The 25541-nt window shown below is 63.5% G+C and carries 19 protein-coding genes; 6 read left to right on the top strand and 13 right to left on the bottom strand.

Going from position 1 to position 25541, the window contains the following annotated elements; all coding sequences use genetic code 11:
- Positions 1-12: 12 nt before the first annotated feature.
- The 3 genes from CSQ92_RS05770 to CSQ92_RS29000 all read left to right on the top strand — a co-directional run bounded on the left by CSQ92_RS05770 (position 13) and on the right by CSQ92_RS29000 (position 2859).
- Positions 13-1308, top strand: a complete 1296-nt coding sequence (locus tag CSQ92_RS05770; RefSeq protein WP_099393501.1) for a cation:proton antiporter — start codon at positions 13-15, stop codon at positions 1306-1308.
- Positions 1309-1415: 107 nt separating this feature from the next.
- Positions 1416-2597: a serine hydrolase domain-containing protein gene (locus CSQ92_RS05765; RefSeq protein WP_099393500.1), complete on the top strand. Its 1182-nt coding sequence runs from the start codon at positions 1416-1418 to the stop codon at positions 2595-2597.
- Positions 2598-2688: 91 nt separating this feature from the next.
- The gene (locus tag CSQ92_RS29000; RefSeq protein WP_180276945.1) at positions 2689-2859 is read left to right on the top strand and encodes a hypothetical protein; all 171 of its coding nucleotides are present in this window, start codon (positions 2689-2691) and stop codon (positions 2857-2859) included.
- On the opposite strand, the gene CSQ92_RS05760 is transcribed toward CSQ92_RS29000, so the two are convergent.
- Positions 2856-3239 carry a YkvA family protein gene (locus CSQ92_RS05760; protein WP_099393499.1) on the bottom strand — a complete coding sequence of 128 codons (384 nt, stop codon included), beginning with the start codon at positions 3237-3239 and terminating at the stop codon, positions 2856-2858. The genes CSQ92_RS29000 and CSQ92_RS05760 overlap by 4 nt on opposite strands.
- 92 nt (positions 3240-3331) lie before the next feature.
- On the opposite strand from CSQ92_RS05760, the gene CSQ92_RS05755 reads away from it, so the two are divergent.
- A complete protein-coding gene (locus CSQ92_RS05755) occupies positions 3332-4447 on the top strand; it encodes a DNA topoisomerase IB (RefSeq protein WP_099393498.1) in 1116 nt (371 codons plus the stop codon).
- Here CSQ92_RS05755 and CSQ92_RS05750 read toward each other — a convergent pair.
- On the bottom strand, positions 4401-4631 hold the full coding sequence (locus CSQ92_RS05750) for a hypothetical protein (RefSeq protein WP_143450287.1): 231 nt from the start codon (positions 4629-4631) through the stop codon (positions 4401-4403). The two genes, CSQ92_RS05755 and CSQ92_RS05750, sit on opposite strands and share 47 nt — an antisense overlap.
- A gap of 264 nt (positions 4632-4895) precedes the next feature.
- Between CSQ92_RS05750 and CSQ92_RS05745 the strand changes: the two genes are divergently transcribed.
- Positions 4896-8294, top strand: coding sequence for a hypothetical protein (locus CSQ92_RS05745; protein ID WP_099393496.1), 3399 nt, complete (start codon positions 4896-4898; stop codon positions 8292-8294).
- Positions 8295-8313: 19 nt separating this feature from the next.
- Here CSQ92_RS05745 and CSQ92_RS05740 read toward each other — a convergent pair whose 3' ends face one another.
- The 9 genes from CSQ92_RS05740 to CSQ92_RS05705 form a co-directional block, all read right to left on the bottom strand.
- The gene (locus tag CSQ92_RS05740) at positions 8314-9126 is read right to left on the bottom strand and encodes a ferritin-like domain-containing protein (protein ID WP_099393495.1); all 813 of its coding nucleotides are present in this window, start codon (positions 9124-9126) and stop codon (positions 8314-8316) included.
- Positions 9127-9169: 43 nt separating this feature from the next.
- A complete protein-coding gene (gene dsdC, locus CSQ92_RS05735) occupies positions 9170-10081 on the bottom strand; it encodes a DNA-binding transcriptional regulator DsdC (RefSeq protein ID WP_099393494.1) in 912 nt (303 codons plus the stop codon).
- Positions 10081-11400: a D-serine ammonia-lyase gene (locus tag CSQ92_RS05730; RefSeq protein WP_099393493.1), complete on the bottom strand. Its 1320-nt coding sequence runs from the start codon at positions 11398-11400 to the stop codon at positions 10081-10083. Before CSQ92_RS05730 ends, dsdC begins: the two co-directional genes overlap by 1 nt.
- A gap of 203 nt (positions 11401-11603) precedes the next feature.
- Positions 11604-11747 (bottom strand): hypothetical protein, encoded by a 144-nt coding sequence (locus CSQ92_RS28995; RefSeq protein WP_180276944.1) that lies wholly within the window; start codon positions 11745-11747, stop codon positions 11604-11606.
- 404 nt (positions 11748-12151) lie between these two features.
- The gene (locus tag CSQ92_RS05725) at positions 12152-13057 is read right to left on the bottom strand and encodes an EcsC family protein (RefSeq protein WP_034781566.1); all 906 of its coding nucleotides are present in this window, start codon (positions 13055-13057) and stop codon (positions 12152-12154) included.
- A gap of 98 nt (positions 13058-13155) precedes the next feature.
- On the bottom strand, positions 13156-13377 hold the full coding sequence (locus CSQ92_RS05720) for a hypothetical protein (RefSeq protein WP_070256308.1): 222 nt from the start codon (positions 13375-13377) through the stop codon (positions 13156-13158).
- A 219-nt stretch (positions 13378-13596) separates the two neighbouring features.
- Positions 13597-15687, bottom strand: coding sequence for a TonB-dependent receptor (locus CSQ92_RS05715; protein WP_099393492.1), 2091 nt, complete (start codon positions 15685-15687; stop codon positions 13597-13599).
- A gap of 89 nt (positions 15688-15776) precedes the next feature.
- The gene (locus tag CSQ92_RS05710) at positions 15777-16172 is read right to left on the bottom strand and encodes a DUF2946 domain-containing protein (protein ID WP_099387614.1); all 396 of its coding nucleotides are present in this window, start codon (positions 16170-16172) and stop codon (positions 15777-15779) included.
- Positions 16173-16227: 55 nt separating this feature from the next.
- Positions 16228-18372 (bottom strand): TonB-dependent siderophore receptor, encoded by a 2145-nt coding sequence (locus tag CSQ92_RS05705; protein ID WP_099393491.1) that lies wholly within the window; start codon positions 18370-18372, stop codon positions 16228-16230.
- 247 nt (positions 18373-18619) lie between these two features.
- Between CSQ92_RS05705 and CSQ92_RS05700 the strand changes: the two genes are divergently transcribed.
- Positions 18620-22096: a DUF748 domain-containing protein gene (locus CSQ92_RS05700; protein ID WP_257219133.1), complete on the top strand. Its 3477-nt coding sequence runs from the start codon at positions 18620-18622 to the stop codon at positions 22094-22096.
- A 57-nt stretch (positions 22097-22153) separates the two neighbouring features.
- On the opposite strand, the gene CSQ92_RS28590 is transcribed toward CSQ92_RS05700, so the two are convergent.
- A complete protein-coding gene (locus CSQ92_RS28590) occupies positions 22154-22822 on the bottom strand; it encodes a hypothetical protein (protein WP_070256319.1) in 669 nt (222 codons plus the stop codon).
- Between the two features lie 148 nt (positions 22823-22970).
- Entirely contained in the window at positions 22971-25421 is a 2451-nt protein-coding gene (locus tag CSQ92_RS05690) for a membrane-bound PQQ-dependent dehydrogenase, glucose/quinate/shikimate family (protein WP_099393490.1), read from the bottom strand.
- Positions 25422-25541: the final 120 nt, after the last annotated feature.

Raw genomic sequence — 25541 nt, 5'->3', positions numbered from 1 at the left:
ACAATGGTTCGCATGAGCACCACCGCCTGGTTCATCCTGATCGGCTGCCTGATGCTGGCGCGCGGCCTGGGCGCCGACGGCATCGCGCGCCTGCCCTTGACCTCGGCCATGGCTTACCTGGGCGTGGGCCTGCTGCTGGGCCCCATGTTCCTCGGCCTGTTTGCGTTCGACCTGGTGCAGCAAGCGCCCCTGCTGGAAACCCTGACGGAAATCGCCGTCCTCATCTCCCTGTTTTCCGCCGGCGTCAAGATGCCCGTGCCGTTCAGCCTGGCGCGCTGGCTGCCGTCGCTGCGCCTGGCGTGGCTGTCGATGGCTATTTCCGTGGCCCTGGTGGCCGCGTTCTCCTATTGGGTGCTGGGCCTGCCATGGGGCGCGGGCGTGCTGCTGGGCGCCATCCTCGCGCCCACCGACCCCGTGCTGGCCACCGACGTGCAGCTGCGCCATGCGGGCGACAGCGAGCAATTGCGCTTCATCCTGACCAGCGAGGCGGGCATGAACGATGGCAGCGGCTTTCCTTTCGTCATGCTGGGCCTGGGCTTGCTGGGCCTGCATGAACTGGGGCCGCACGGCGCCACCTGGCTGTGGCGCGATTTGGTCTGGGCCAGCGCAGGCGCCATGGCCCTGGGCGCGGCCGGCGGCGCGCTGCTGGCCTGGCTGGGCTGGCAGGTGCGCGCCAAGGAACCGAAACACGCGATGCTGGACGATCTGGCGGCCCTCGGCTTGATCGCCCTCGTCTACGGTCTGACTACCTGGCTGCACGCGTGGGGCTTCCTGGCCGTCTTCTTTGCCGGCGTGGCCTTGCGCCAGACGGAACTGCGGCTGGCCGGCGCACCGAAAGACCGGCAAGGCTTGCTGCAGGCGGAAGAAACCCATGCCGTGTCCGCCACCAAGCCGCACGGCAGCGACGTGCCGCTGACCGTCAGCGGCGAATCCCTTGTCTTCAAGGAACACCTGGAACGCCTGTCCGAACTGACCCTGGTGCTGTTGCTGGGCGGCGCCGTCACGGCCGCCGCCTGGAACTGGCAAGCGTGGAGCGTAGCGCTGTTCCTGCTGCTGGTGGCGCGCCCGGCCAGCGTGATGCTTGGCTTGCTGGCTTCGGGCACCAGCGTGCGCCTGCGCGGGCTGGCCGCGTGGTTCGGCGTGCGCGGCATCGGCTCGATGTACTACCTCAGCTATGCCATCGCGCATGGATTGCCGCGCGGCCTGGCGCGCGAACTGGCCGACATCACCCTGGTCGTCGTCATCCTGTCCATCGTCGCGCACGGCCTGACGGTCAAACCCCTGCTGGAGCGCTACTGGCGCAAATAGGCGCCGGCACCCCCATTACCATTGCTGTGTAGCAATGTTTTGTCAATTGCCCCTATGGCTGGCAGAAATATTGTTAAGATCATTCAAAATGGCAAAAGAGAGAAGCAATGAAACGAAGAAGCGTGCTGGGACTGGGCGTCTCACTGGCCCTGCTGCAAACGGGCTGCGCCACCGATCCGGCCAGGCTGGCGTGGGAAACGGCATTTGACGGCTTTATGCGCGATGGCCTGGCCCGCACGGAAACGCCGGGCATGAGCGTGGCCGTGGTGCGCGGCGAGCGCACCATATTCGCGCGCGGCTATGGCTGGGCCGATATCCAGGCCGGCAAGAAAGCCGATGCCAACACGGTGTTCCATGTCGCCTCCGTCAGCAAGCTGGTCACGGCCACGGCCATCATGATGCTGCTGGAACAAGGCGCCTTCCAGCTGGACGACAAGGTGGCGGCCCACCTGGACTTCCCGCTCATGCATCCGAAGTTTCCCGATGTGCCCATCACCTTCCGGCATTTGCTCAGCCACACCTCGGGCATTTCCGATGCCGTGTACGAAAAGACGACAGCGTTTGCCGTGCAGGGCGACCCGCGACTGCCCCTGCGCGACTTCGTCAAGGGCTATCTGTCGCGCGGCGGCGCCTGGTATGACGCGGATGTGTCGTTTGCCGCCCGGCCCGGCACGGAATGGCGCTACAGCAATGTCGGCATCGCCCTGCTCGGCTATCTGGTGGGCCGCTTGAACCCCGATGGCCTGGACGCCTTTGCGCACGAGCACCTGTTCGAACCGCTGGGCATGGACAGCACGGCCTGGAACCTGGCCGGCTTGCCGCGGCGCGCCGTCGTCGCCCAGCCGTATGCGCACAAGGAGCCGGGCCTGCAAGTGTTGCCGCCCGTCGGCTATCCGGACTGGCCGGCCGGCCTGCTGCGCAGCTCCGCGCATGACTTTGCCCGTTTCCTGGCCATCTTCAGCAATGGCGGCCGGGTCGATGGCCACCGTTACTTGCAAGACTCCACACTGCAATTGTTTTTCGCCCCGCAAGCGGCCCCAGTCGTGCCTGCCGATGCGTCCGTGCGCCAGGCTTTGGTGTGGCAGTTGCGCGACGTCGACGGCAAGCCGCTGGCCACGCACAGCGGCGGCGACCCGGGCGCCGCGTCCGTCGTCTGCGTCGACCGGGCCAGCAAGACTGCCGTGCTGGCCTTCGCCAACGTCAGCGCCGACAAGGAGTTTCGCTCATTCCAGAAGGAAGTCGTGCTGCGCCTGCTGGCGCATGGCGGCAGCGGCGCGCCAGCGAGGTAGGCATGCCGCTTGTGTGAGCGGACGCACGGTGGCGCGCGGGCAAGAAAGTATGCTGTGCTGGTCAGACTTGACACTCAACGAGGAGACCAGCATGACTAACCGTATCGGCAACAAGGACGTGGCGCAGCAGCGCAGCAAGAGTGAAAAAGCCCGCATCAAGGCGCAGAACATCGCCAGCGAAGCGGTCAAGAGGGCCGAGGCCAGGGCCCGCTACCGCAATGCCGTCAAGGGCCAACCGGGCCAGCCCGCTCCCGGCGGTTAGACGCCGAACCAGCCGCGCAATTTCTCGGCGGCCCGTTCCTTGACCTCGGCCGTGATGTAGGTGGCGACCGTGGCGACAGCCGCCGCCAGCACGGTCAGGTCATCCGCATAGCCAACCACGGGCGTGATGTCGGGAATCGCATCGATGGGCGAAATGAAATAGCCGAGCGCGCCATAGATCGCCGTCTTGGCCCACAGCGGAGTATTCGGCTGCTGTGCCGCGTAGTACAGCCACAGAGCTTTCTCGATGACTTCGCGTCCCGCCGTCTTGGCGAACTTGACGACCTTGTCCCAGAAGCTGTCATCCGTGTATTTCTTTTCATACTGTTTGTCGGCCTGGGGGGCGTGGTCCTCTTCCAGATTCTTTTTTCTGCCAAACATCTGCTGCTCCTGTCTGCCGCGCACGGCGTTACGAATGCGCACCTTAGCATAACGGCGCGGCGGGTGTGCGGCCTGCAAGGTAAGCTATCGTCATGGAAATATCTGCCACCACCACGGCCCGCGCCGCCGGCCTGCGCTACACGGGCGACCACCAGGGCGGCATCGCCCGCCTGGGCAAGCCCGGCAAGTTCCGCTACCGCGACGCGGACGGGTCGATCCTGCGCGATGCCACCATCTTGACGCGCATCAAGGCACTGGCCATTCCACCGGCCTGGACGGGCGTGTGGATCTGCCCGCACGCCAACGGCCACCTGCAGGCGACGGGACGCGACGCGCGCAGACGAAAACAGTACCGCTACCATGCGCGCTGGCGCCAGGTGCGCGACGAAGTGAAATATGAGCGCATGCTCAGCTTTGGCCGCGCCCTGCCCGCCATCCGCGCCGCCGTCGCGCGCGGCATGCAGTTGCCGGGCTTGCCCCGTGAAAAAGTGCTGGCCACCATCGTGCACCTGCTGGAATTGACGATGATGCGCATCGGCAACGAAGAATATGCGCGCACAAACAAATCGTTCGGCCTGACCACGCTGCGCACGCGCCACGTGCAGGTCGACGGCAGCGCCGTGGCCTTCCATTTCAAGGGCAAGAGCGGCGTGCGCCACGATATTCGCCTGAGCGACCGGCGCCTGGCCAGGGTGCTGCAGCGCATGCGCGAACTGCCGGGGCAGGAACTGTTTCAATATGTCGATGCGGAGGGCGAGCGCCACGGCATCGGCTCGGGCGACGTCAACGATTACCTGCGCGAGGTGACGGGCGAAGATTACACGGCCAAGGATTTCCGCACCTGGTCCGGCACCTTGCTGGCCGCGCTGGCCCTGCAAGCGTTCGAACAGGTCGACTCCGATGCGCAAGCCAAGAAAAACATCGTGCAGGCGATCGAGTCCGTGGCTAAAAAGCTGGGCAACACGCCGACGATCTGCCGCAAGTGCTATGTGCACCCTGCCGTGCTGGAGTCGTATCTGGATGGCAGCTTATTGGAAGGCATGCGCGCGCGGGCGCGGCAGCAAATGCAGGACGACCTACAGGCGCTGGCGCCGGAAGAAGCAGCCGTGCTGGCCTTGCTGCAGCAGCGCCTGCAGGCGCAGGCCGTCAACCAAGGGGCGCTCAAGCCTGGCGCGCGGGCTGCGGCTGGCACTGGGCCGACAGTGTGAGGGCATCGCTGCTGCAGATGGGCAAGGCGCCATGGCCAGCATCGCGCGCCACGGGCGCCGGCGCGGCATCACTAGCCGGCGTCTCGCCCGTATTGGTCAAGGTGGCCGCCAGGGTCGAGAAAGTAAACAGGCAGATCAGCAGGAACGGCTTGTTCACGTGAATGGACTGGTCTGGCTTTTGCATCGCATACTCCGTCGGAATGGTTGGCTGTTGCAGCATGAACATGATCATCGCGTGTTTCCGCAAGGCATACAATCAGACAGTTTCGACAAGACGGGTAGGACAGCGCTGACAGGCTCAGCCATAACGTCCCGTGTCGGCAGATTTGACACCTGCTCCGGCCCGCCTCGACCAAGCCCTTGTTTTTACAGAAAAAATTGTTCGGGAATGCTTCCTGCTTGACCTCTTGCCTGGGCACGCTTGGCGCCAGTCAACGGGGGAACGATCATGAGCTTTATCAAACAGGCGCTGCTGGTGCTGCTGCTATGCGCAATGTCTGCCGCGCACGCCACGAGCATCGGCTACACGGCGACTTCGCTGGGCGGCACGCAGTGGCGCTACGACTATACGGTCAGCAATACCACCCTGGCCATGTCCATCGAGGAATTCACCTTGTTCTTCAGCGTGGGCCAGTATGCCAACCTGCACAGCGTCTCCACTGCACCCGGCTGGGACGTACTGCTGGTGCAGCCCGATCCCGCCATCCCCGCCAGCGGCTACCTCGACGCGCTGGCGCTGGCGGGCGGCATCGCGCCCGGCGCCACGGCCACGGGATTTTCCGTCACCTTCGACTACCTGGGCGCGGGCAGCCCCGGCGCCCAGCCGTTTTCCATCCTCGACCCCGTCTCCTTCATCGAGCTCGAAGCGGGCGCCACGCAGCCGGCCGCCGTCGCCCTGCCCTCTACATATTGGCTGCTGCTGGCCGGCGTGCTGGCCATGGCCGGCCTGCGGCGCCGGCAACTGGCGGGCGCCGCGCTGGCCTCATTGCTGGCGCTGGGCCTGTGCGCGTGCGGCGGACCGAGCGATCCGACGCAGCCGCCCGCGCCGAAGGTCATGCTGGCCGGCACCGCAACCGCCGTCCAGGCCGCCGGGGACTTCGAAGTGACACAGCTGGAAAAGGTGGCCGAACAGCGCGTCAGCCGCACGGCCTGGGACTATACCTACCGCGTGCATATCCGCAACAACAGCGGCGCCGCGGCCAGCAATGTGCAAGCCGTGCTGGCCAGCGTGCCCGAAGGCAGCACCATCATCGATGGCGACGTGCTGGCCGGCAGCATCGATGCGGGCGCCACCGTCACGCCCGACGACACCATCATCGTGCGCATCGAGCGCAACATCGCCTTCCAGAGCAGCGGCCTGGCGTGGACTTTCAGCGCCAATGCCGGCATCGCACTCGATCCCGTGCGGCCCGCGCAGGTGGTCGTGCTGTCGCTGGCCGAGCTGGGTTTCACGGACGGCGCCGACAGCGTCAAGGCCAGCGGCGCCGACAGCGTCAAGGCCAGCGGCGCCGTCACGGACGTGCTGCTGCAGGACGGCAGCCTGCGCTTTTCCACGCCTGGCGACACGGGCGTGGACCAGCACGCGCAGTTTTTCCTCAGCAAGGGCAACAGCGTCACCACCCTCGACCTGCTGATCCAGACGGAATTGCCCACGGCCGTGGAAACCTATGTGGAGCCGGACGACGATGGCAACGTGCCCGCCACGGCGCCCGTGCTGGCCATCACCGGACTTGGGCCGAACAACCGGCTGCAGGCGACCGCGCTGGAATTTCGCCTGATGGGCGCCGCCCCCACGAGCCTGCAGGAGGACAGCGATGGCCTGCTGTCGACGCCGGGCGGCGCTTCCGTCAGCCTCAAGCAGTATTGGGTCTTCGATGCGGCCAGCAACAGTTTCCGCATCAGCGCCGCGGCCATGCAGCAGATGCTGATACTCCTGCCCAACGGCACCTACGAGATAAACCTCAATTTCGTTTCGCAGGACGGTGAATTCACGGCCAGCTATGCCCTGATTGCCATCAAGTCCGGTACCATGCTGCAAGGCCAGCTCCGCACTCCCGCGGGCGGCAATGCCACGGGGCTGGCCGGCAAGAAGATGTTATTGGCCGGCTACAACAGCCACCAGCGCCAGGTGGCCGTGGTCGACGCCACGGGCGCCTTCCATTTCGACGGCGTGCTGCCCGATACCTACCAGCTGACCTTAAACGATCTCGTCCACCCGGGCGTGGTCAGCGTCAGCACCGCCGTCTTCGACAACAGCACCACCATCAACGTGGACATCGTCTATCCGTACGGCCCCGGCCTGGCCCAGCGCGCCGCGCCGCAAAGCTACGCGGCCGCCACTGTCACGCAGGATGGCGCCGGTCCGCCCGCGCGCGCCGAGGCAGCCGCGCCCCGTGCCGTGCCGGACGTGACGCCGCAGGATGACGAGGGCAGCAAAACGTTCACGGCCACGGCCGCCGCGCAAAACCAGACCATCAGCGTGCCCGTCAGCTACACGGTACCCAAAGGCACGAAAAACGTGGGCGTGAAAATCACCGTCAGCACGGCCGAGTACCCCGTCTATACGACGGCGCAAAGCCAGTACAACGATACCTGGTCGTACGCCGTGACGGGACTGCCCGGCGTCAACCTGGCCGCCACGGGTGCCGTCAACCAGACGCATTACACGCAGGGCAGCATCGTCAGGACGGAATGCGTCGATGTCACCAAGCAAACCCAGGCCGGAGCGTTGAGCCTGGGCGGCAACGTTAGTGCCACGAATATCGGCGACAGCTCCCTGGCCACCGTGACGACGGTGGAACTGAGCCTCGTGTGCAAGGGTTTGAAGGTGACGCAGGCGAAATTCAGCTCGCCCAACAAGGCCGCCCACCCCGTGCTGCAGCCGATCAAGCTGACGGGCAATCTGCCGGGACCGTATGTATCCGTCTCGCAAGGAGCGGCGACGGCCACCCACACCTTGCCGCTGGAACTGCACTACACGCCGGCGGCGGCGACGATTACGGAGGTCAATATCGGCATTTCGGCCGGTGGCGGCAATCCCGCCTTCAGCACGGTGAATTTATTGTCCCAGGTCAATACCAAGAGCGCCGGCAAGGTGAAATTCCCCAGCCTGGTGCTGCCCGTCTTTGCCGGCGCCAAGCTCGACAAGAAGGCCGTCGTCACGGTGCGCCTGAAGGGCCGCATCGACAATACCGACGCCAGCTCCGACCCGGCCGAAGGGGGGCAAGTGCAATTCAAGGGCGATACGGCCTACATTCCCCTGTATCTGGCCAATAATGAAGCGGCGCTGGCGGCGCGGCGCTATGGCGCGCGCGATGCGGGCGGCGATTCGTGGGCCACGCGCCTGGCCATCGCCTGGCTGGCGGGCAATGCCTACCGCTTCGACGACATCAGCGGCCAGCACGTAACGCAGACGACTACGGGCCGCTCCATCCTCGGCCACAGCGGCCACAGCGACGGCCAGCAGATCGACTTGCGCTATGCGGACGGCGCGGGCGGCTACACGGATACACTGGGCGGCCAGAACAATGGCGCCGACATTGAGAAACTGATCATTGCGGCAAAGGCGGAAGTGGTCAACAACCCGGCGCAAAAGCCGAAGCTGGCGGCCTTGCTGGCCTGGATCGCGGCCAACCGCGCCATGCTGGCCCAGGAGGCGCTACCGGCCAGGACGCGCGTCGTCTACATCGGCCCCAGCTTCGTCAAGCTGGCGCTTGTCAACGGGCGCTTTTCCGCCGATCCGGCCGACAAGATCCCCGGCGCGGGCGCCTGGCTCAAGCCGATGAAAGTCCATATCGAGAAGGGACACCTGAGCCACTGGCACATCAGCCTGACGGCCCATCCGTGACCGCCACGCCGCGATGGCGTCAGGCGGGCAAATCGGACAGTTCCAGTTCCGAAAAGCCCGCCCGGCGCCGCGCTTCCAGGTTGAACGGGCCGCGCAGGGTCGGGGCTTCGTAGCGCAGCGCCAGCTCGGCATACGTGGCGCGCAATTCCAGGCCCCTTTGATCGCACAGGTAGCCATACCAGCGGTTGCCGATCTCGACGTGCCCCACTTCATCGCGCAGGATGATGTCGAGGATGGCGGCGGCGGCCATGTCGCCCGCCTGCGCCAGCTTGGCGCGCAGCGGCGGAATCGCGTCCAGGCCCCGCGCTTCCAGGGTGCGCGGCACCAGCGCCATGCGTGCGAGCACGTCGCCGCGCGTCTTGTCGACCATTTCCCACAGGCTGTCATGGCCAGGGAAATCGCCATACGTGTGGCCCAGCACCTGCAGGTGCGCCTGCAGCATGGCAAAGTGCGTGGCTTCCTCTTTCGCCACGCGCAGCCAGTCCGTGTAGTACTCGGCCGGCAAGTCCGGGAAGCGCCACAGGGCGTCGAGGGCCAGGTTCATGGCGTTGAATTCGATATGCGCGAGCGCATGCACGAGCATGGCGCGCCCTTCCGGCGTGATCATCGAACGCCGCCCCACCAGGCGCGGCGGCACCAGCTCCGGACGCACGGGGCGGCCCGGCACGGGGCCGGTCGGCGCCAGCGGCGCCTGCGCATCGAGCGCTAGCTGCGCTTCGGCCATGGCTGCCACCATCGCCACCTTGGTCGCCGGGTCCGGTTCGAGCAGGCAGGCCAGCGCAGATGCGCGCAATTCCGCTGGCGCGGTGGAGGTCAAGGGAGATGGTTGCATGGGGCTGCTTTCTGGCGCGTTGCTTGGTAAGGCGCGCAGTGTATCAAATTGCCTGCCCCAGCAGCCAGTCGAGCAAGGCCTGCACCCGTGCCGGCAGCGCGGCGCGCCCGCTGTGCACGAGGTAATACGCCTGCGGGCTGGCCAAGGCAAAACCGCCAAACGGCAAGACCAGCTGGCCGCTGGCCAGCCACGGCTGTACCAGCTGGCGCCGGCCCATGGCCACGCCCGCGTGGTGGATGGCCGCCTGCGCGCACAGGTCGGCGCGGTCGAAGCGCAGGCTGCGCGCGGGCAGACTCACGTCTGGCGCCTGCCTGTCCAACCACAGGCGCCACTCCGCATCGGGCGCGCAGGCGGGCCAGGCCAGCGTGTCGTGCAGCACCGTCGCGCTGGACAAGTGATGTGGCGTCTCCAGCAGGCCGTGTTCGCGCGCATAAGCGGGACTGCAGACGGGCGCCAGCCATTCATCCATCAGCTTGCGCGAGGCCAGGCCGGGAAAGCTGCCGTCGCCATAATGCAAGGCCAGGTCGACCTGGCCGGCGCGAAAGTCCACGCTATCATTACCCACGCGCAAATCAATCGACACGTCCGGATACTGCGCAGCGAACCCTGCCAGGCGCGGCACCAGCCAGCATTGCGCCACCGAGGGGCGCGCATGCACGGTGACGCTGCCCATCAGCGTGTCGCTGCCGGCAATGGCCGCATGCAGGCCATCCCAGCCCGCCTGCAGGGCGGCAAAGATGCGCTCGCCGTCCTGCGTCAGCCTGACTTGCCGCGTCAGGCGTTCGAACAAGCGCAGACCCAGACCCGCCTCCAGCCGGGCGATGCGGTGACTGACGGCGCTGGGCGTGAGCGCCAGTTCCTGTGCCGCCAGCGCGAAGCTGGCATGGCGCGCCGCTACGAGAAAGGTGTGCAGGTTGGCGAACTGGCTGGCCGTGAGCACCGCGCCGGCCGGCATCAAGCGGCTCCGGCCGCCAGCAGCGCGCGGCCCCGCGCCACGTAGGCGGCCATTTCCGCCTCGGGAACCATGCTGCCGCCCGTGCCCCACACCAGATGCGTGGCCTGCGCCAGATTCTGCTGATATTGCGGCGCAGCCAGCACGAAAGGGATACCCGCGAAACCGGCCACGGCCGACGGTTCCAGGCGCAGCTGCTCCGTTTGCTCCAGCGTCGCCAGCAAGCGGTACAGTTCTTCATCCGTGACGGTGGCGTAGCCATCGATCAGCCGCTGCATGGCCCGTCCGACGAAGCCCGACGGACGTCCCACAGCCAGGCCATCGGCGGCCGTGACATTGTCGATGCCGATCTCCTGCACGCTGATCCGATCGTGCAAGCCCGTGTGCACGCCCAGCAGCATGCACGGCGAATGGGTCGGCTCGACAAACACGCAGTGAACATGGTCGCCAAAGGCCAGCTTCAAGCCGAATGCCACACCGCCGGGGCCGCCGCCCACGCCGCACGGCAAGTACACGAACAGCGGGTGCGCGGCATCGACCGTGACGCCGCTTGCGGCGAATTGCTCTTTCAGGCGCTGGCCCGCCACCGCGTAGCCGAGAAACAGATCGTGCGAGTTTTCATCGTCGACAAAGTGGCAAGCCGGATCATTCTCCGCCTGCCTGCGGCCCGCTTCCACGGCCACGCTGTAGTCAGTAGCGTACTCGACGACAGTGACGCCGTGGCTGCGCAATTTGTCCTTCTTCCACTGGCGCGCATCGGCCGACATGTGCACAGTGGCGCGAAAGCCCAGGCGCGCGCTCATGATGCCGATCGACAAGCCCAGATTGCCCGTGGAACCGACGGCGATCGCATACTGGCCAAAGAAGGCCCGCACGGCGTCGCTGGCCAGCAAGCTGTAATCGTCGCCCTCCTTCAGCAAGCCGGCGTCCAGCGCCAGCATTTCCGCATGTTTCAGCACTTCATAGATGCCGCCACGGGCCTTGATGGAGCCGGAAATGGGTAAATGGCTATCCTGCTTGAGCCACAGCCGGCCGCCAGGCATGCCAAGCGCCGCCTGCATGGCTGGCAGCGGCACGACGGGAGACTCGATGATGCCGCCGCTGGCCTGCGTTTCCGGGAAAGCCTTGGCCAGATAGGGCGCAAAACGGGCCAGGCGCGCGCTGGCGGCCGCCACATCGTCCGCCGTCAAGCCCACGTCGTTCAAGGCCTCGGCCGCCGGCGCGATGGCGGGATTAAACCAGCTCAAGGGCTGCAAGGCCATCAGTTCTGTAATCAGGGGAAATCTTTCGCGCAGCGCGGCGATGGCGGAAGTGGGCAGCATGGCAACCTCGTGAAGGAACAAGCCCTGATTAGACCGCATCCGGGCGCCGCTGGCAAAGGATGGTTGATCAGGCAATGGGTGACGAAGAATCACCTGTAAGGGGATTGGTGGGGGCGATAGCATACCCAGAGACACCCATCCGGCCGGTCCACCGTGCACACTTGCGGCCTCGCGGCGCAAAACCCGGGCTCCGGCCTTTTGAATCAGCTGTCATCATCAGACGAGATATCGCTGGCAGTATCTATCCCGGCATCGGCGATCACGCCTTGTTTTATATTGCTACCAGCCAGATAGCTGACAAATGTCACCTTATCTTTGGCATCATACAAATTCAGTGCATTGCGCATACGGTTTTCGAATGCCTTGTACTTGCTGTTATTCGTCCCCCGTCCTGAGCGAAAACATTTTTGGGATCCATTCCATTGCCACCATTTTGAGTTGGCTGTGCGATTTGATGGCTGCTGTACGCCAGCGAATGAAAATCCATCGATTGCATCGGTTGATGGTAGCTACTGCCTGCCTCTTGCGTGTGAGTCGGCTCGCGCGCAAGCGATTTGCCTGCTTGATCTTGTGTCTTGTGAGCGTGCGTATGCATATTTCCCTTTTCAGATCTTCTTTTATTTCTATAAAATGGACCTGAAGACTGAAATGCTCATTATTTCAGGCTGCACACTAAACGTCGTCAAGACACTATAAAAGGTCAGTGGTACAGGCACAAGCTGAAGTCGTGGCGAACGGAGGCGGCATCAGCTTAGCCACCACCCTCCTCTGCACTCCAGATATCGCTCTTGGCGGGCGTCACTGTCACTTCGATAGCTTGCGCGCCAGACTTCATCGCCAGCAAGCGCTCCCGATACAAATAGAATGCCGCCTTACATACTTTATCCGTGTAATAGGCATTGAATCCGCCACTGATTGCGGCGCCGGCAACGGGAATGACATTCGCTAATTTGGCTTTTGTCAGATTGATGCTGAGGGCTTTCGCGATGGACAAGACTGCCTGAACAAACACGCTTTTTTCCAGCTGCTCCCACGTCTTCTTCTTCGCCACTTCCTGTGCAATTTTCACCAGATGCGACAAGGCGGCTTGCTTCCCGCCATCTGTAGTGCTCGATGCAAGCGCCAGGATATTCAACGAAAAAAGTCGCTCTTCCTGGGATGACATGTCAAAGCCGCAGTAGGTGCCGTATTCTCCAATTGCACGCAGATTCATTGCCAGCAGCGCTACCATGTCTGCCGGAATGGCGGCCAAGGCAACCAGTGGATTAATGACTGCCGTCCCTCCCGCAGCGGCACCCTCCACCAGCGCGATACCCTCATATTTCGTATCAAGCCAGCCAATTGCCCTATCAATTGTTTGCAGATCGAGCAACTGCACTTGATCCAGCTGTGTAATTTCCTGCTTGGATATTTCGGATAGCTCCTTGAGAATGGCAGGTGGCCTGACGGACCATTGCGAAGCATCATTCACCAAGCCCACGACACCATTCATCGCCTTGGCACAGGTTTCTGTGAAACCAGGAATTTTATCGGCTGCAGCCCCCGCAATTGCAAAGGGTTTGTTGACGTAACCCATAGCCGTGTCAAACCAGGTTTGACGTGGATTTTTCCACGCATGAATTTGCACAAGAGCGCGTTTTTCATATTCTGACAGCAAAAAAATCTCCTGAAATAGTGGCAAATGTGGCGGGATCGCAAAACATAAAATCGGGCATCCCGCTGCGCTACCCGATAACTTGAATCAAGGGAAATCTGCTACGCTTTCAACACAGCAGAACCGGCTTCATACCACACCCTAATACCGCATTCAACCTTGGCTATCGCCATCCAGCCCCTGGTTTCCATGATGGTTTCCATATTGACGGGGCGAACGCCGGTTTTCTCCAGCCATGCGTTGGCCAATACCAGCGACCTGTCCATGCCATCAGAGAGTGGGCTGCCCGAAGTGGAGGAACGAAAATCTTTAAATGCGATCATGTACACCCTTGTTGTGAGCCCGCATCATTGCAGCAGATAAGGCCAGCATCGCATCCATGTGCGCAACGCCTGATGCAGGCGCCGTAAAGGATAACAAATTAATGAAAAGAAACATGCACACATTCTCACAAGCACCCGGCCAGCGCCGATGCGGTGCATTCGGCAGGCGCCTTCCACCTGCCGCAGCGGCAACTGGAAGGCGCCCGCGGATTGCCAGCCTTAGAACTTCAGCTGCAGCCCCAGATCAATCGACCTGCCCTCGGCCGGCAAGGCTTGCAGCGCCCCACCGTTCGTTTTCAAGCCCGACAGGTACACGCCGCCCAGCGGGTCTGCATACGCGCGGTTGAACAGGTTGCTCACGCCCGCGCTCAGGCTGGCCATCTTGCCCAGCGCCACGCTGCTGCGCAGGTTGACGAGCGCATAACCGCCCGTTTCGGGTTCGAAGCGGCGCGCGTCGACCTTCTCCTTGCGCGCCACGATCTTCGTCTCGATGCGGTTGCTCCAGGCGCCCAGCTTGTGCTCGACGGCCAGCAAGGCGTTGAACGGCATCATCCGATACAGGTCGCCGCCATCGCTGCGCTTGCCCCGCGTATATGCGGCGTTGCCGCTGGCCATGAAACTGCCCCAGCGCGTGCTGCTGGCCAGCGGCAGCTGCCATGCCACATTGGCGCCGTACAGTTTGGCGTCGTGGTTGGCAAAGCGCAGCAAATTACCGTTCGCGCCCATTTTCATGTACGGGTGGAAAGATGCCAGCACGTCGACGTCGATGTAATTGTCGACCTTGCTGTAGTACGGGTTGACGCGCACGAACCAGCCCTCCTCGCCGCCGCCATGCCAGTCGGCCGTGAACGCCGCCGTGTAAGCCGTCTCGGGCTTGAGGTCGATACTGCCCACATAGCCATTGCCATCGCCAAACCAGTTGGTCATGGTCATCGCCATCGAGCCGCGGCCCCACGAGTAGCGCTCGTACAGGTTGGGTGAGCGCACCTTGCGCGCCAGTGCGAATTCATAGCTGCTGGCCGCATCGGGCGTGAAGGTGGCCTGGGCGGAGGCATCGATATTCGTGTCGCGCTGGCTGCGGCTGCGCGCATTGAACGCCCTGGCTGCCATCACGTCCGGCATGTTCATCATGTTGGTGCCGTACGATTGCACGTCGCCCGTATCCATGCGCACGGATTCGCCGCGCAAGCCCAGCACGCTCGTCCAGCGCGCATCCTGGCCATGGCGCGTCTCCAGCTCGCCAAACAGCACGGTACGGTCGCGTTTGCCGTCGTTGATGTTCAGATAGGTGCGCGGCCCCATCATCATGGAACCGGGCACGGCTGGCCAATAGTCGTCGAGGCGAAAACCGTGCCACTCCTGGCCCAGGCGCAACTCGCCCGCAGCGGTCGGCAAGCTGGCCATCAGCGCATAGCCCGTGTTGCGTCCATGCGTAATCATCGGCATCGTGCCCGTGCGCTCGGGCGTGAAAAAGCCCATTTCGTGGTCCGTCTGCTGCCAGTAGGCGCGCGCGTCCAGCACGCCCCAGGCAAATGTGCCCTGGTAAGCCAGGTTGGCGAACTGGCCGTGGTTATCCGTCATGTCCATGTACTGGTTGGGAAAACCCTGGTACGGGATGTGCTGCACGCCGGCGCGCAGGGTCAGCTGCTGGCCATCGCGTTTCGCCGCCAGCACGATGGACTGGTTGATGCTTTCAACCATGCTGGCCAGCACGGTGTTGCCATGCCCATCTTCATAACTGTGGCCGCGCGTGTAGGCGCCGCTGTAGCCGATGCTGAGCATATCATTGGCTGCCGAGGCATTCACGCTGGTCGCCACGCTGTTGTTGACGCTGCGGCCGGACACGGCAAAGCTGCCTTGCGTGAGCAGCCCTGCGCCGGGCTGGGCGAACACGGGGGCGTTTGACTGCACCTCGATGGTGCCGCCGATGCTGTCGCCGCCCGCGCTGACGGGCGTCACGCCGGCAATCAGCTTGATGCGCTGCACCTGCTGCGGGTCGATATAGGACAGCGGCGCATTCATATGGTTGGCGCAGGCCGACGTCAGTTCCATGCCGTCGATGCGAATCTTGATGCGATCATCGGCGAAACCATTGACGACTGGCAAGCCGGACACGCCGCCGCCGGCCGCGACGCTGTAACCGGGTGTACTGCTGAGCATCAGCGCCGTGTCGGCGGCGGGACGGTAGCCTTCCTTGACGCCCGCGACGATGACTTTCATCTCGGGCAAGACCTCTTCAGTGCGGGTTTGCGCCACGGCGGGCATGGCGATGGCGATGGCGAGGGAAATCAATAACGGTAAATGTTTCATGGTGCTGCTTTCAGATTCTGTATAGGTAAAACGAACAGACGCAAGCGCACGACACGCGCGGCGCAAGGCAGTTTAGGGAAAGGGACAGATCAGAAAGCGGCGGGCGGCCCGCGGGGCTGGACGGGCGTCCAGGCGAACAGGGGCGTGGCGGATTGGTAGAACAGCAGGGGCAGCAAGCCCGTGAGGATTTCTCCGGAAGCGAGCACGAGGGTCGTGGGGGGAATATCGAGGGTGGCCGCATGCATGCTGCAGCACGGGCAATCGCCCATGCGCATGCCGCCCTTGGAGGTATCGGGCGCGTCCGTGGAGAATGCTGCGGGCAGCATGTTCATGCCGCCCGCCACCGAGCAGATTTCCAGGCTGGGCACGGCCAGGCCGCTGGCGACCGTCAGCGCGCGCGACACCGTAGGGGCGAGCGTGGCCAGGAAGATGGCGATACACGCGATCCACAGGACGATGCTTGCCTTGCCTTTGCTGATGAACATGGCAACATTGTATCAGGGCAAGCACCCTGCGCACAGGGTCCAGGTCAAGCCTTCCCTACCAATCCACCTTCATCGACAGCTTGACGGCGCGCGGCGCGCCGGACGCCAAGCGCGTGCCGGCGCCGGCCCAGTAGCGCTTGTCGGCCGCATTTTCCACGTTGAGCTGCCACACGACGGCCTTGTCCATCACGCGGCTCGCATAGCGGGCGCCCGCGCTGAACAGGCTCACGCCGCCGAGGAAAGCCTGGTTCAGGTCGTTGACGGGACGGGCGCTGTAGTAATACGCGCCGCCGTTGAAGGACAGGCCCGGCACGGCGTCAAACGCGTAAGCCAAAAAGGCGCTGGCCGTGCGTTTCGATGCGTTTTCCGGCGCCTTGCCGTTGTAGTCGGCGTTGATGTGCGCAAAGCTTGGGTCGAGGAACTGGGCTGACGTCTGCCACGACAGCTGGCGCGTCAGCTTGCCCTGGGTCGACAGCTCCAGGCCACGGTAGCGCTGTTCGCCATCGGACGTGAACACATTGCTGGCGTTGGTGTAGTAGCCGGGGCGCGTGATGTCGAACAACGCGGCGGAGAGCAAGGTGCCGCTTGGGGTCAGCCAGCGCGCGCCCAGCTCTTTCTGTTTGCTGACTCCGGGCGCCATCTTGACGCCCTGGTTGGCGGTGCCCGTCGGCCCCGTCTCCCCCTCCTCCAGCCCGCGCGCCGTGGACACGTAAAACGACAGCTCGGGCGTGGCCTTGTAGATCACTGACGCCATCGGCGTCGTCTTGCTGACGTCGTAGTGGCTGGCGCCCTGGTCGCTTTGATAGCTGCTGCGGCGCACGCCGATGACGCTTTGCCATTGCGGGTTGAAGACCATGCGGTCAAGCGCGTACAAGCCCGTGTCGCGCGTGTCGAGCGCGGCCGTCGTGGGCGCCGTCGGCTTGGGACCGAACACGACATTCGTCACGGGCACGGGGTTGTACAGGTTTTGTGAGGCAATCGTATAGTTGCTCTGGTAAATCGGATCTTGCGACTTGTCCGTGCGCGAGGCGCCCAGGGTCAGTTCATGGGCGATAAAACCCGTATTGAAATTGCCAGCCAGTTCCGCGCGCAGCAGGTCCGACGCCGTCACGCTGTGCTGGATATTGCCCGTGATGCGGCCCGCGCCCGTGGCCAGCGCGGCCGCGTTGTTCAGGCGGAAGATGGCCAGGCGGCGGTCGCGCGCCGTTTCCGAGTGGCCCGCTTCCACCGTCAAGGCCCAGCCATCCGTGATGGCATAGTCGGCGCGCAATTGCGCGTTTTTCGTCTGCGCCTCGAAATTCGACCAGTCGGGGCCGATCAGCTTGCGCGGATCGACGGCACGGGGCAAGCTGATCACGCCTTTCACGGCCGTGGGCAAGGCCACGCCCGCCTGCTCCGTCACCCTGCGGCGCTCGTATTCCAGGTCCGCCTTCAGCAGCAGTTTGTTCGTTACTCTCCAGTCGAGCGCCGTGGAAAGGAAACGGCGGTTGCCGTTGCCGACATGGTCCAGCCAGGAACCCAGGGTGCCGCCGGCCGCGTTGATGCGCACGCCGAATTCCTGCTGCGCGCCAAAGCGGCGGCCCACGTCGACATGCGCCACGGCACTGCCGCGGTCGTCGAGGCTCAGGCCCATGCTCGTGACGGGCTGGCTGCCGGCCCGCTTGGTGACGAAGTTGACGACGCCGGCCGGCGAGGTAAACCCGTAATACAGGGCCGAGGCGCCCTTCAGCACTTCCACCCGCTCCTTGTTCTCCATGGGTACTTGCGAGAAGTTCATGATGGGCATGGAGCCGTTCAGGCGGTAATTCGTGCGGTTTTCCACGGCGATGCCGCGTATCACCAATTGATCCCAGGTCTCGCCGCCATTTTGCTGGCGCGTCACGCCCGCCGTATTGCGCACGGCGTCGTACAGGCCGGACACGGCTTGCTGCTCCAGCAATTCGCGCGTGATCACGTTGACGGTCGACGGCACGTCCATGATGCTGGCGCCACGAAAGCTGCCCGCCTCCGTGGTAAGCGGCACCAGGCCCTGCGCGCGGGCGCCCGTCACCTGCACCGCTTGCATGACTTTCTCATCGCCAGCCGTCAGGTCGTCCTGGCCGCTGGCCCCGTTGGCCGCCAACGCGGCGTGGGAAGCGAAGGCCAGCGACAGGGCTGCGGCGACTGGAAGTAAACGGGTGCGTGGAAAAGCGACAGGCATGACATCGGGCTTTCAATGAGAAAATATGTACAAATGGAAACTTACGGTTAGTGCTCATGATACCGGTAATGGGAATCATTATCAATAAAAGGTGAGTTTGTGTGAGTTTTACAGAAGAAACAAGATCACCGGGGCACCTGTTATCACTTGAACACGTTTGGATTTTGCAGACGAGGCCGCAAAGAGGCATACTGACAGCCACGGCGCGCAGATTGCGCCGCCTAACAAGAATATTAAAGGTAAGTTCGTGAACACAATCGACAACAAAAGCGTGCAGACGAAAACCTTTCGCTGGAAACGCTGGCAGCGCTGGGCCGTCGGCACAGGCTGCGCCCTGGCCGCCTACAGCGCGGCCGGCTTCTGGCTGGTGCCCTACGTCATCAAAAACCAGTTACCCAAATTTGCCGAGAAAGAACTCGCGCGCCAGGCCAGCATCGCTGACGTGCGCTTCAATCCGTTTACCTTGCGCCTGGAAGCGGACCAGATCGCTTTCAAGGAAGCGCCCGGCGCGGATGGCAAGAGCGGCGCGCCGCTGCTGTCCATCGGTGCCCTGGCCGTGCAGCTGGAATGGAAATCCATCGTGCGCCGCGCCTGGAGCCTGGCGGAAATCCGCATCACGGCGCCGCAAGCGCAACTGACGATCACGCCGGACGGCAAGTTCAACCTGGCCGAAGTGCTGGCCACCTGGCAACGCAACCATCCGGAAAAGAGCGACGGCGGCATGCCGCGCCTCGTCATCGCCCACTTTGCGCTGGAACAAGGCAAAGTGGATTGGCAAGACCAGAAGGCGGGGTATGCGGACAACTTCACGCCGATCAACTTTACGCTCGATAATATCTCGACCCTGCCCGACGCCAACGGCAGCTACAGCCTCAGCGCCGATGCGGCGCGCGGCGGCAAGCTGCACTGGCGCGGCACGGCCTCGCTGAGCCCCATCCGTGGCGAAGGCGAACTGATACTGAACGACGCTTCCCTGCCCGGCCTGGCCGCGTATCTGAAAGCCTATACGCGCGCCACAGTCACGAGCGGCCAATTGTCGGCGCGCCTGCCCTACGCCTTTTCCTATGCGGACGGCAAGCTGGAAGCCACCGTCAAAGGCGCGGGCCTGGCCTTGCGCGACCTGGCGCTGGTGCAAGATGGCAAGGGCGCGCCATTCACATCGCTGGATGCCTTGGGCATCGCCGGCGTGAACGTGGACCTGGCGCGCCAGAACGTCACCGTGGACAAAATCAATCTGTACGGCGGCAAGGTGGCCGTGCGGCGCGACAGCAAGGGCGAGATCGACGTGGCGAACCTGATGCTGCCGGGCAATCCCGCTCCCGCCGCCACCGCGCCAGCCGCACCAGCCAAGCCGGGCAAATGGAAGGTGGATTTAAAACAGCTGGCGCTGGCCAATGTGGACGTGTCCGCCATCGATGAAACCGTCTCGCCAGCCTTGCAGCTGAGCGCGAAACAATTGCAACTGCAGCTGCAACTGGGCTTGCAACAAGGTCCAGCGGGCATGGCCACCGTGATCGACGGCGCGAGCTTCAGCCTGGCCGACCTCGCCATGCAGCGGGGCGCGCAAACACCGTTCAAGCTGACCCAATTGGGCTTTACAGAGGGCAAGATCGACCTGGCGGCACATACCGTGCACCTGGGCGCCGTGACGGCCAGCGGCGCGCAGATCGACCTGGCGCGCAACCGCCAGGGCGAATTTGCGATTGCGCAAAAGCTGCCCGTGTTTGCCTCCGGCAAAGCCGACGCAGACAAGGAAACTCCGTCCGCGCCCTGGTCCACCAAGGTAGACAAGGTGGAACTGAGCAAGTTCGGCGCCCGTTTCGACGATGCGGGCACTGGCATCAAGGGCAACCTGCAGGATGCCAGATTGTCCCTGCAAAACGTCAGCAACGACATGCAGCAGGCGCTGCCTTTCGAGCTGGGCGTGGGCCTGCGCGAAGGCGGCTTGCTCACGGCCAATGGCAAGTTCGTGCCGGGCACAGGCGCCGTCGATGCGCAATTGAATTTGAAACAGCTGACCCTGGCCCCTGTGCAACCCTTGCTGGCGCAGCATGTGAAACTGAAGCTGGCGGGCGGGTCGTTCTCCGGCAGCGGCCGCCTGACGACGGGCGGCGGCGCGCCGAAAGTGCCGAAGGTACGCTATGTGGGCGGCGTGGATATCGCCGGCCTCGTGCTCAATGAAACGGATGGCAAGCGCTTTGCCTCGTGGAAGAGCGTGCGCGCCGACAAGCTGACGGCCAGCGTGGGGCCCGATTTTGTCGACATCCCCGAACTGCGCGTGGTGGAACCGAACGCCCAGCTGATCATCGAAAACGACCGCAGCCTGAACGCGCAGCGCCTGCTGGTCAAGGCGCCGGAACCAGCCACTGCACCCGCCCCGGCTCCTGCCACCGCCACGCCGGCAGCGGACGCCGCCTTCCCCGTGCGCATGCGCCGCGTGCGCCTGCAAAACGCCAAGCTGGACTTTGCCGACCTCAGCTTGCGGCCCCAGTTCGCCGCGAAGATATATGAATTGAATGGCGTCGTCACGGGCCTGTCGACGAAACGCGATGCGCGCAGCCAGATTGAACTTGACGGCCGCATCGACGAATTCGGCCTGGCCCGCGTGCGTGGCCAACTCAATCCGTTTGCGCCCACCGACAATACGGACTTGAACGTGGTCTTCAAGAATGTCGATATGGTGTCCGCCTCGCCGTACACGATGAAGTTTGCCGGCTACAAGGTGGCTGAAGGCAAGATTTCGCTGGACTTGCAATACAAGGTGCGCAACCGCCAGCTCGACGGCACGAACCAGATCGTGCTCGACAAGCTGACCCTGGGCGAGCGCATCGACAGTCCGGACGCCTTGAAACTGCCTTTGGAACTGGCGCTGGCCATCCTCAAGGACTCGGACGGACGCATCGACCTGGGTTTGCCCGTGTCGGGCGACATGAACGACCCGCAATTCAGCTATGGCGCCCTGATCTGGAAAGCCGTGGGCAATGTGCTGACGAAAATCGTCACGGCGCCCTTCCGCGCGCTGGGCAATTTGCTGGGCATCAGCGCCGACAAGCTCGAAGCCATCGACTTCGATGCGGGCAGCGCCGTGCTGCTGCCGCCGGAACGGGAAAAACTCAAGCAGGTGGCGCAAATCCTGGCCAAGCGCGAACAGCTGAAGCTGGCCGTGCCCGGTCAGTACAGCGATACGGACGCGGCCGCCCTGCGCGCCCAGGCCGTGCGCCGCGCCGTCGCCGCCAAGGCCGGCATCAAGCTGGAAGCGGGCGAGGAACCGGGACCGTTGAACCTGGGCGAGCGCAAGATACGGGGCGCCCTGCGCGACCTGTACGGCGAACGCTTCGGGAAGGCCGAGCTGGACAAGCAGAAAAAGGCGGCGGAATCGGCCGTACCAGCCACAGCGGCCGCAGCGGCGGCATCCGCCAGCGCCTCCGCCCCGGTGGCGGCCAAGATCCCCGTCTTGCAACGCCTGGGCAAACTGATCGAGGGAGAGCCGCAAGTGACCGACACGGGCGCTTTCTACAACGGCTTGCGCGAGCAGCTGGAAGCCAGGCAGCCCCTGCCTGCCGACGCCTTGAACAAGCTGGGCGCCCAGCGTAGCGCGGCCATCCTGGCAGCCCTGCAGCAGGACGGCACGCCTGCTGCCAGGGTCAGCGCGGGCGCGCCGGAAAAAACGGAGGCTGCGCCGGGCAAACTGGTGGGCTTGAAGCTGGGATTGGCAGCGAAATAAAAAAGGGCGTTGTCTGCAATAAGCTTGCGGACAACGCCCTTTTATCAGGAAGTGAATTTATTTCTTGGGCTGATATTGTTGGCGGTCAAATCCGCTGACATCAAATTCAAATACGGGTGCGCCTTCCTGAAAAATATCCACGGCAATCCGCACTCTTTTCGCTTTTTGCAGTTTTCCCAGGAATTTCTCATAATTGCGCAAGAAAATCGTATCTGAACTATTGTCCGCAGGAGCCACTGCGGAATAATTCACGGGCTTTTCGTCATCAAATCTCACCAGCACCGTGCAATCTTGATAGGAGGGGCACAATATCTGCCCCTTTCTAATGGAAAAAATCACATCTTTACCTTGACGGTATCCTGCCCGCAAAGTCAATTTGGCGTTTTGTAATCCGCTGTAGGGGAAGTCAAAATTAACGCTATTGGTGCTATACACGTTAGCGAAATAGGTCGTGCCGCCATCCATCTTGTCTTCACTCACATCATAATTCCACTGTTTTCCCGTCACAACTGTTTCGGCCACGGCAGCGGCGCTTGCCACTGGCGCAGAGGCTGCGGCACCGGCTACGGGAACTGGAGCGTTTTTCGCCTTTTCAAGCGCCAGCTCGGCTTCCAGCGCGGCGATCTTTTTATTCGCCGCATCCAGTTCGGCATTGGGTGTTTTAGGAGAACAAGCACCAAGGGAAAGTAATGCGGCAGTTATTACTGAGAGGGTCGTCGTTTTCATTAAGTCAGTCACAGATATGCGATATGGTCCGCTTCTGAGTCTAACAAACGGCATTCCCACAAGCAACATGCAAATTTGAAAACTCGCCAGCCCGACAATGAATGACGCTGCGGCGCCGCCAGCAGTGGCGGCGCCGCAGCGAGCGTAATTATTTCGTTTTCCCCGCCTCCTTCACCGCCTCGTCCGGCAAGGCAAACGCCACCAGGCTATCGCCCATCTTCGTGCCGAGCGAACCGTGGCCGCCGGCCATCACCACGACATATTGCTTGCCCGTCTTGTCGGAGACATAGCTCATCGGTGTCGCCTGGCCGCCGGCCGGCAGGCGGGCTTTCCACACGGTCTTGCCGTTGCGCACGTCGTAGCCGCGGATGTAGTAGTCGAGCGTGCTGCTGAGGAAAGCCACGCCGCCGCCCGTGGTGCTGATGCCGCCCAGGCTGGGCACGCCCAGCGGCAAGGCGATGGGGACTGGGGCGCTGTCGCGCGTGGTGCCGTTCTTGTGCATCCACACTTTTTTCATGGTGCGCAAGTCAACGGCGGCGATATAGCCCCACGGCGGTGCCTGGCACGGGAAGCCCAACGGCGACAAAAAGGGCTTGATTTCCACGGCGAATGGCACGCCCGTCTGCGGCTGCAAGCCCATTTCCGAACCAGTGCCGCCCTTCGCATTGGCTTGCGCGCGCGGCACCAGGCGTTCCAGGAAGCCCATGTAGTCGGGGTTGACCAGCAGCAATTGACGCACCGGATCGACGGCCGCCCCGCCCCACTCGAAGATGCCGAGCGGGCCCGGCGAGATAATGGCGCCCTTGATCTTGCCTTCGGCCACCGTCTGCGGCGTGAACGGGCCTTCGTAGCGGTGCTGGCGGAAGATGATGCGGCAAGCCAGCTGGTCGAACGGCGTCGTGCCCCACATATCCGTTTCGCTGATGTTTTTCTCGGGCAAGAAAGTGAGGGCCGAGAATGGCTGCGTGGGCGACAAGCGGTCGCCGGGAGCCGGGTTATTCGTCGGCACGGGTTTTTCCGGCGCCGGCACCACCAGGCTGCCATCGCGCCGGTCGATCACATAGATATCGCCCCGCTTGGTTGTGGCCACCACGGACGGTACTTTCCCTTTCGGCGTGTCGATATCGACCAGGGTGGGCTGGCCGCCGATGTCCATGTCCCAGATATCGTGGTGCACGGTCTGGTAGACCCAGCGTACCTTGCCCGTCGCCAGGTCCAGCGCGACGATGGCGCTATTGTATTTCTCGCCATGGGGATTGCGGTTGCCGCCCCATGTATCGGGCGTTTCATTGCCCATCGGAATATAGACCATGCCCAGCTTTTCATCGACGCTGGACACGCCCCAGGAATTGGGCGAGTTGTTCGTGTAGGTCTTGCCATCGGCAATCGGCGCCGTGTCGTCCGGGTTCGAGGCATCCCAGTTCCACATCAGCTTGCCGGTGACGGGATCGTAGCCACGGATCACGCCCGACGGCTCTTCCGTGGAAAAGTTGTCGGTGACGCTGGCGGCCATCACCACCACGTTTTGCGCCACGGCCGGCGGTGACGTGGGCATCAAAAAGCCCCGTTTCTTCATGCCCATGCCGTGGTACAGGCCGATCACGCCGTTTTCGCCAAAGCTTTTGCACGCTTCGCCCGTATCGGCATTCACGGCGATCAGGGTCGCATCCATGGTGGGCGCCAGGATGCGGCGCGGACATTCCATGGTGGCAGCTTCGGGGGCCGGGTCGCCCTTGGCGCGGCCCGCGTTGACGTCCCAGTACGCCACGCCGCGGCAGATCATGTGCTGGTAGCTGGATGCGTCGCGGTTGATCTTCGGATCGTGGCGCCAGATCTCCTTGCCCGTGTCCGGGTCCAGCGCGATGACGATGTTATGCGGCGTGCACAGGTACAGCATGCCGTTCACTTTCAGGGGCGTGACTTCGTTGGCGATCTCGCCCGGGTCGTTCGGTCCCTTGAAGTCGCCCGTGTGGTAGGTCCAGGCCTCTTTCAAGCCGGAAATATTCGCCGGCGTGATCTGCGCGGCCGGCGCATAGCGGTCGCCATAGCCGGAGCGGCCATACGCGGCCCAGTCGTTGGGCGCCACGCCGGGCGCGAAATCGCCTTGCGGCGTGGCGGCCATGTTCTCGGCCGGCACTTCGCCGTGCAAGGTGTAGTAATCCTGGAACAGCGAGAACACGCCTATGGCGGCCGTCAGCACCACGGCGGCGGCCAGCGCGCTCTTGCCCGCGTCGCGCGGTTTCGCCCCGGCCGTCAACGGCGGATCGAGGCGGCGGTCGATGAACGGCAGCAGCAGCCAGACGGCGGCGGCAAACCAGATATCGAGGCGCGGCAGCAATTGCCACCAATCGAATTTCACTTCGATCACGGACCAGATCAGGGTGGCGAACAGCAGCAGCGCGAGAAACAGCTGGGCGCTGCGCCGTCCCTTCCACACGAGCGCACCCGCGATAAGCATGCCAATACCGGCCACGACGTAATACCAGGAACCACCGAGGCTGACGAGCCAGGCGCCTCCGCCGGCAAGCGCCAGGCCCAGCACGATGAAGATGACTGCGGTGATGATAAGCAAGGGTCCAGGCCGGGCAGAGGCAGTCATGATGCTCCTTTACAAGAGTCAGTCGGCGGCACGCGCCTGCGCACCGTATTTGATGGCGATCAAGGAAATTGCATTTTTTCACTAATTGGCAAAGCGTGCCACACGCCACAGCGTCCGATG

The organism is Janthinobacterium sp. BJB446, assembly GCF_002735655.1.
In the GTDB taxonomy this organism is placed as follows: domain Bacteria; phylum Pseudomonadota; class Gammaproteobacteria; order Burkholderiales; family Burkholderiaceae_D; genus Janthinobacterium; species Janthinobacterium lividum.
Note: the sequence above shows the minus strand (reverse complement) of the source record. Positions and strands in the feature narration are given on the sequence as shown.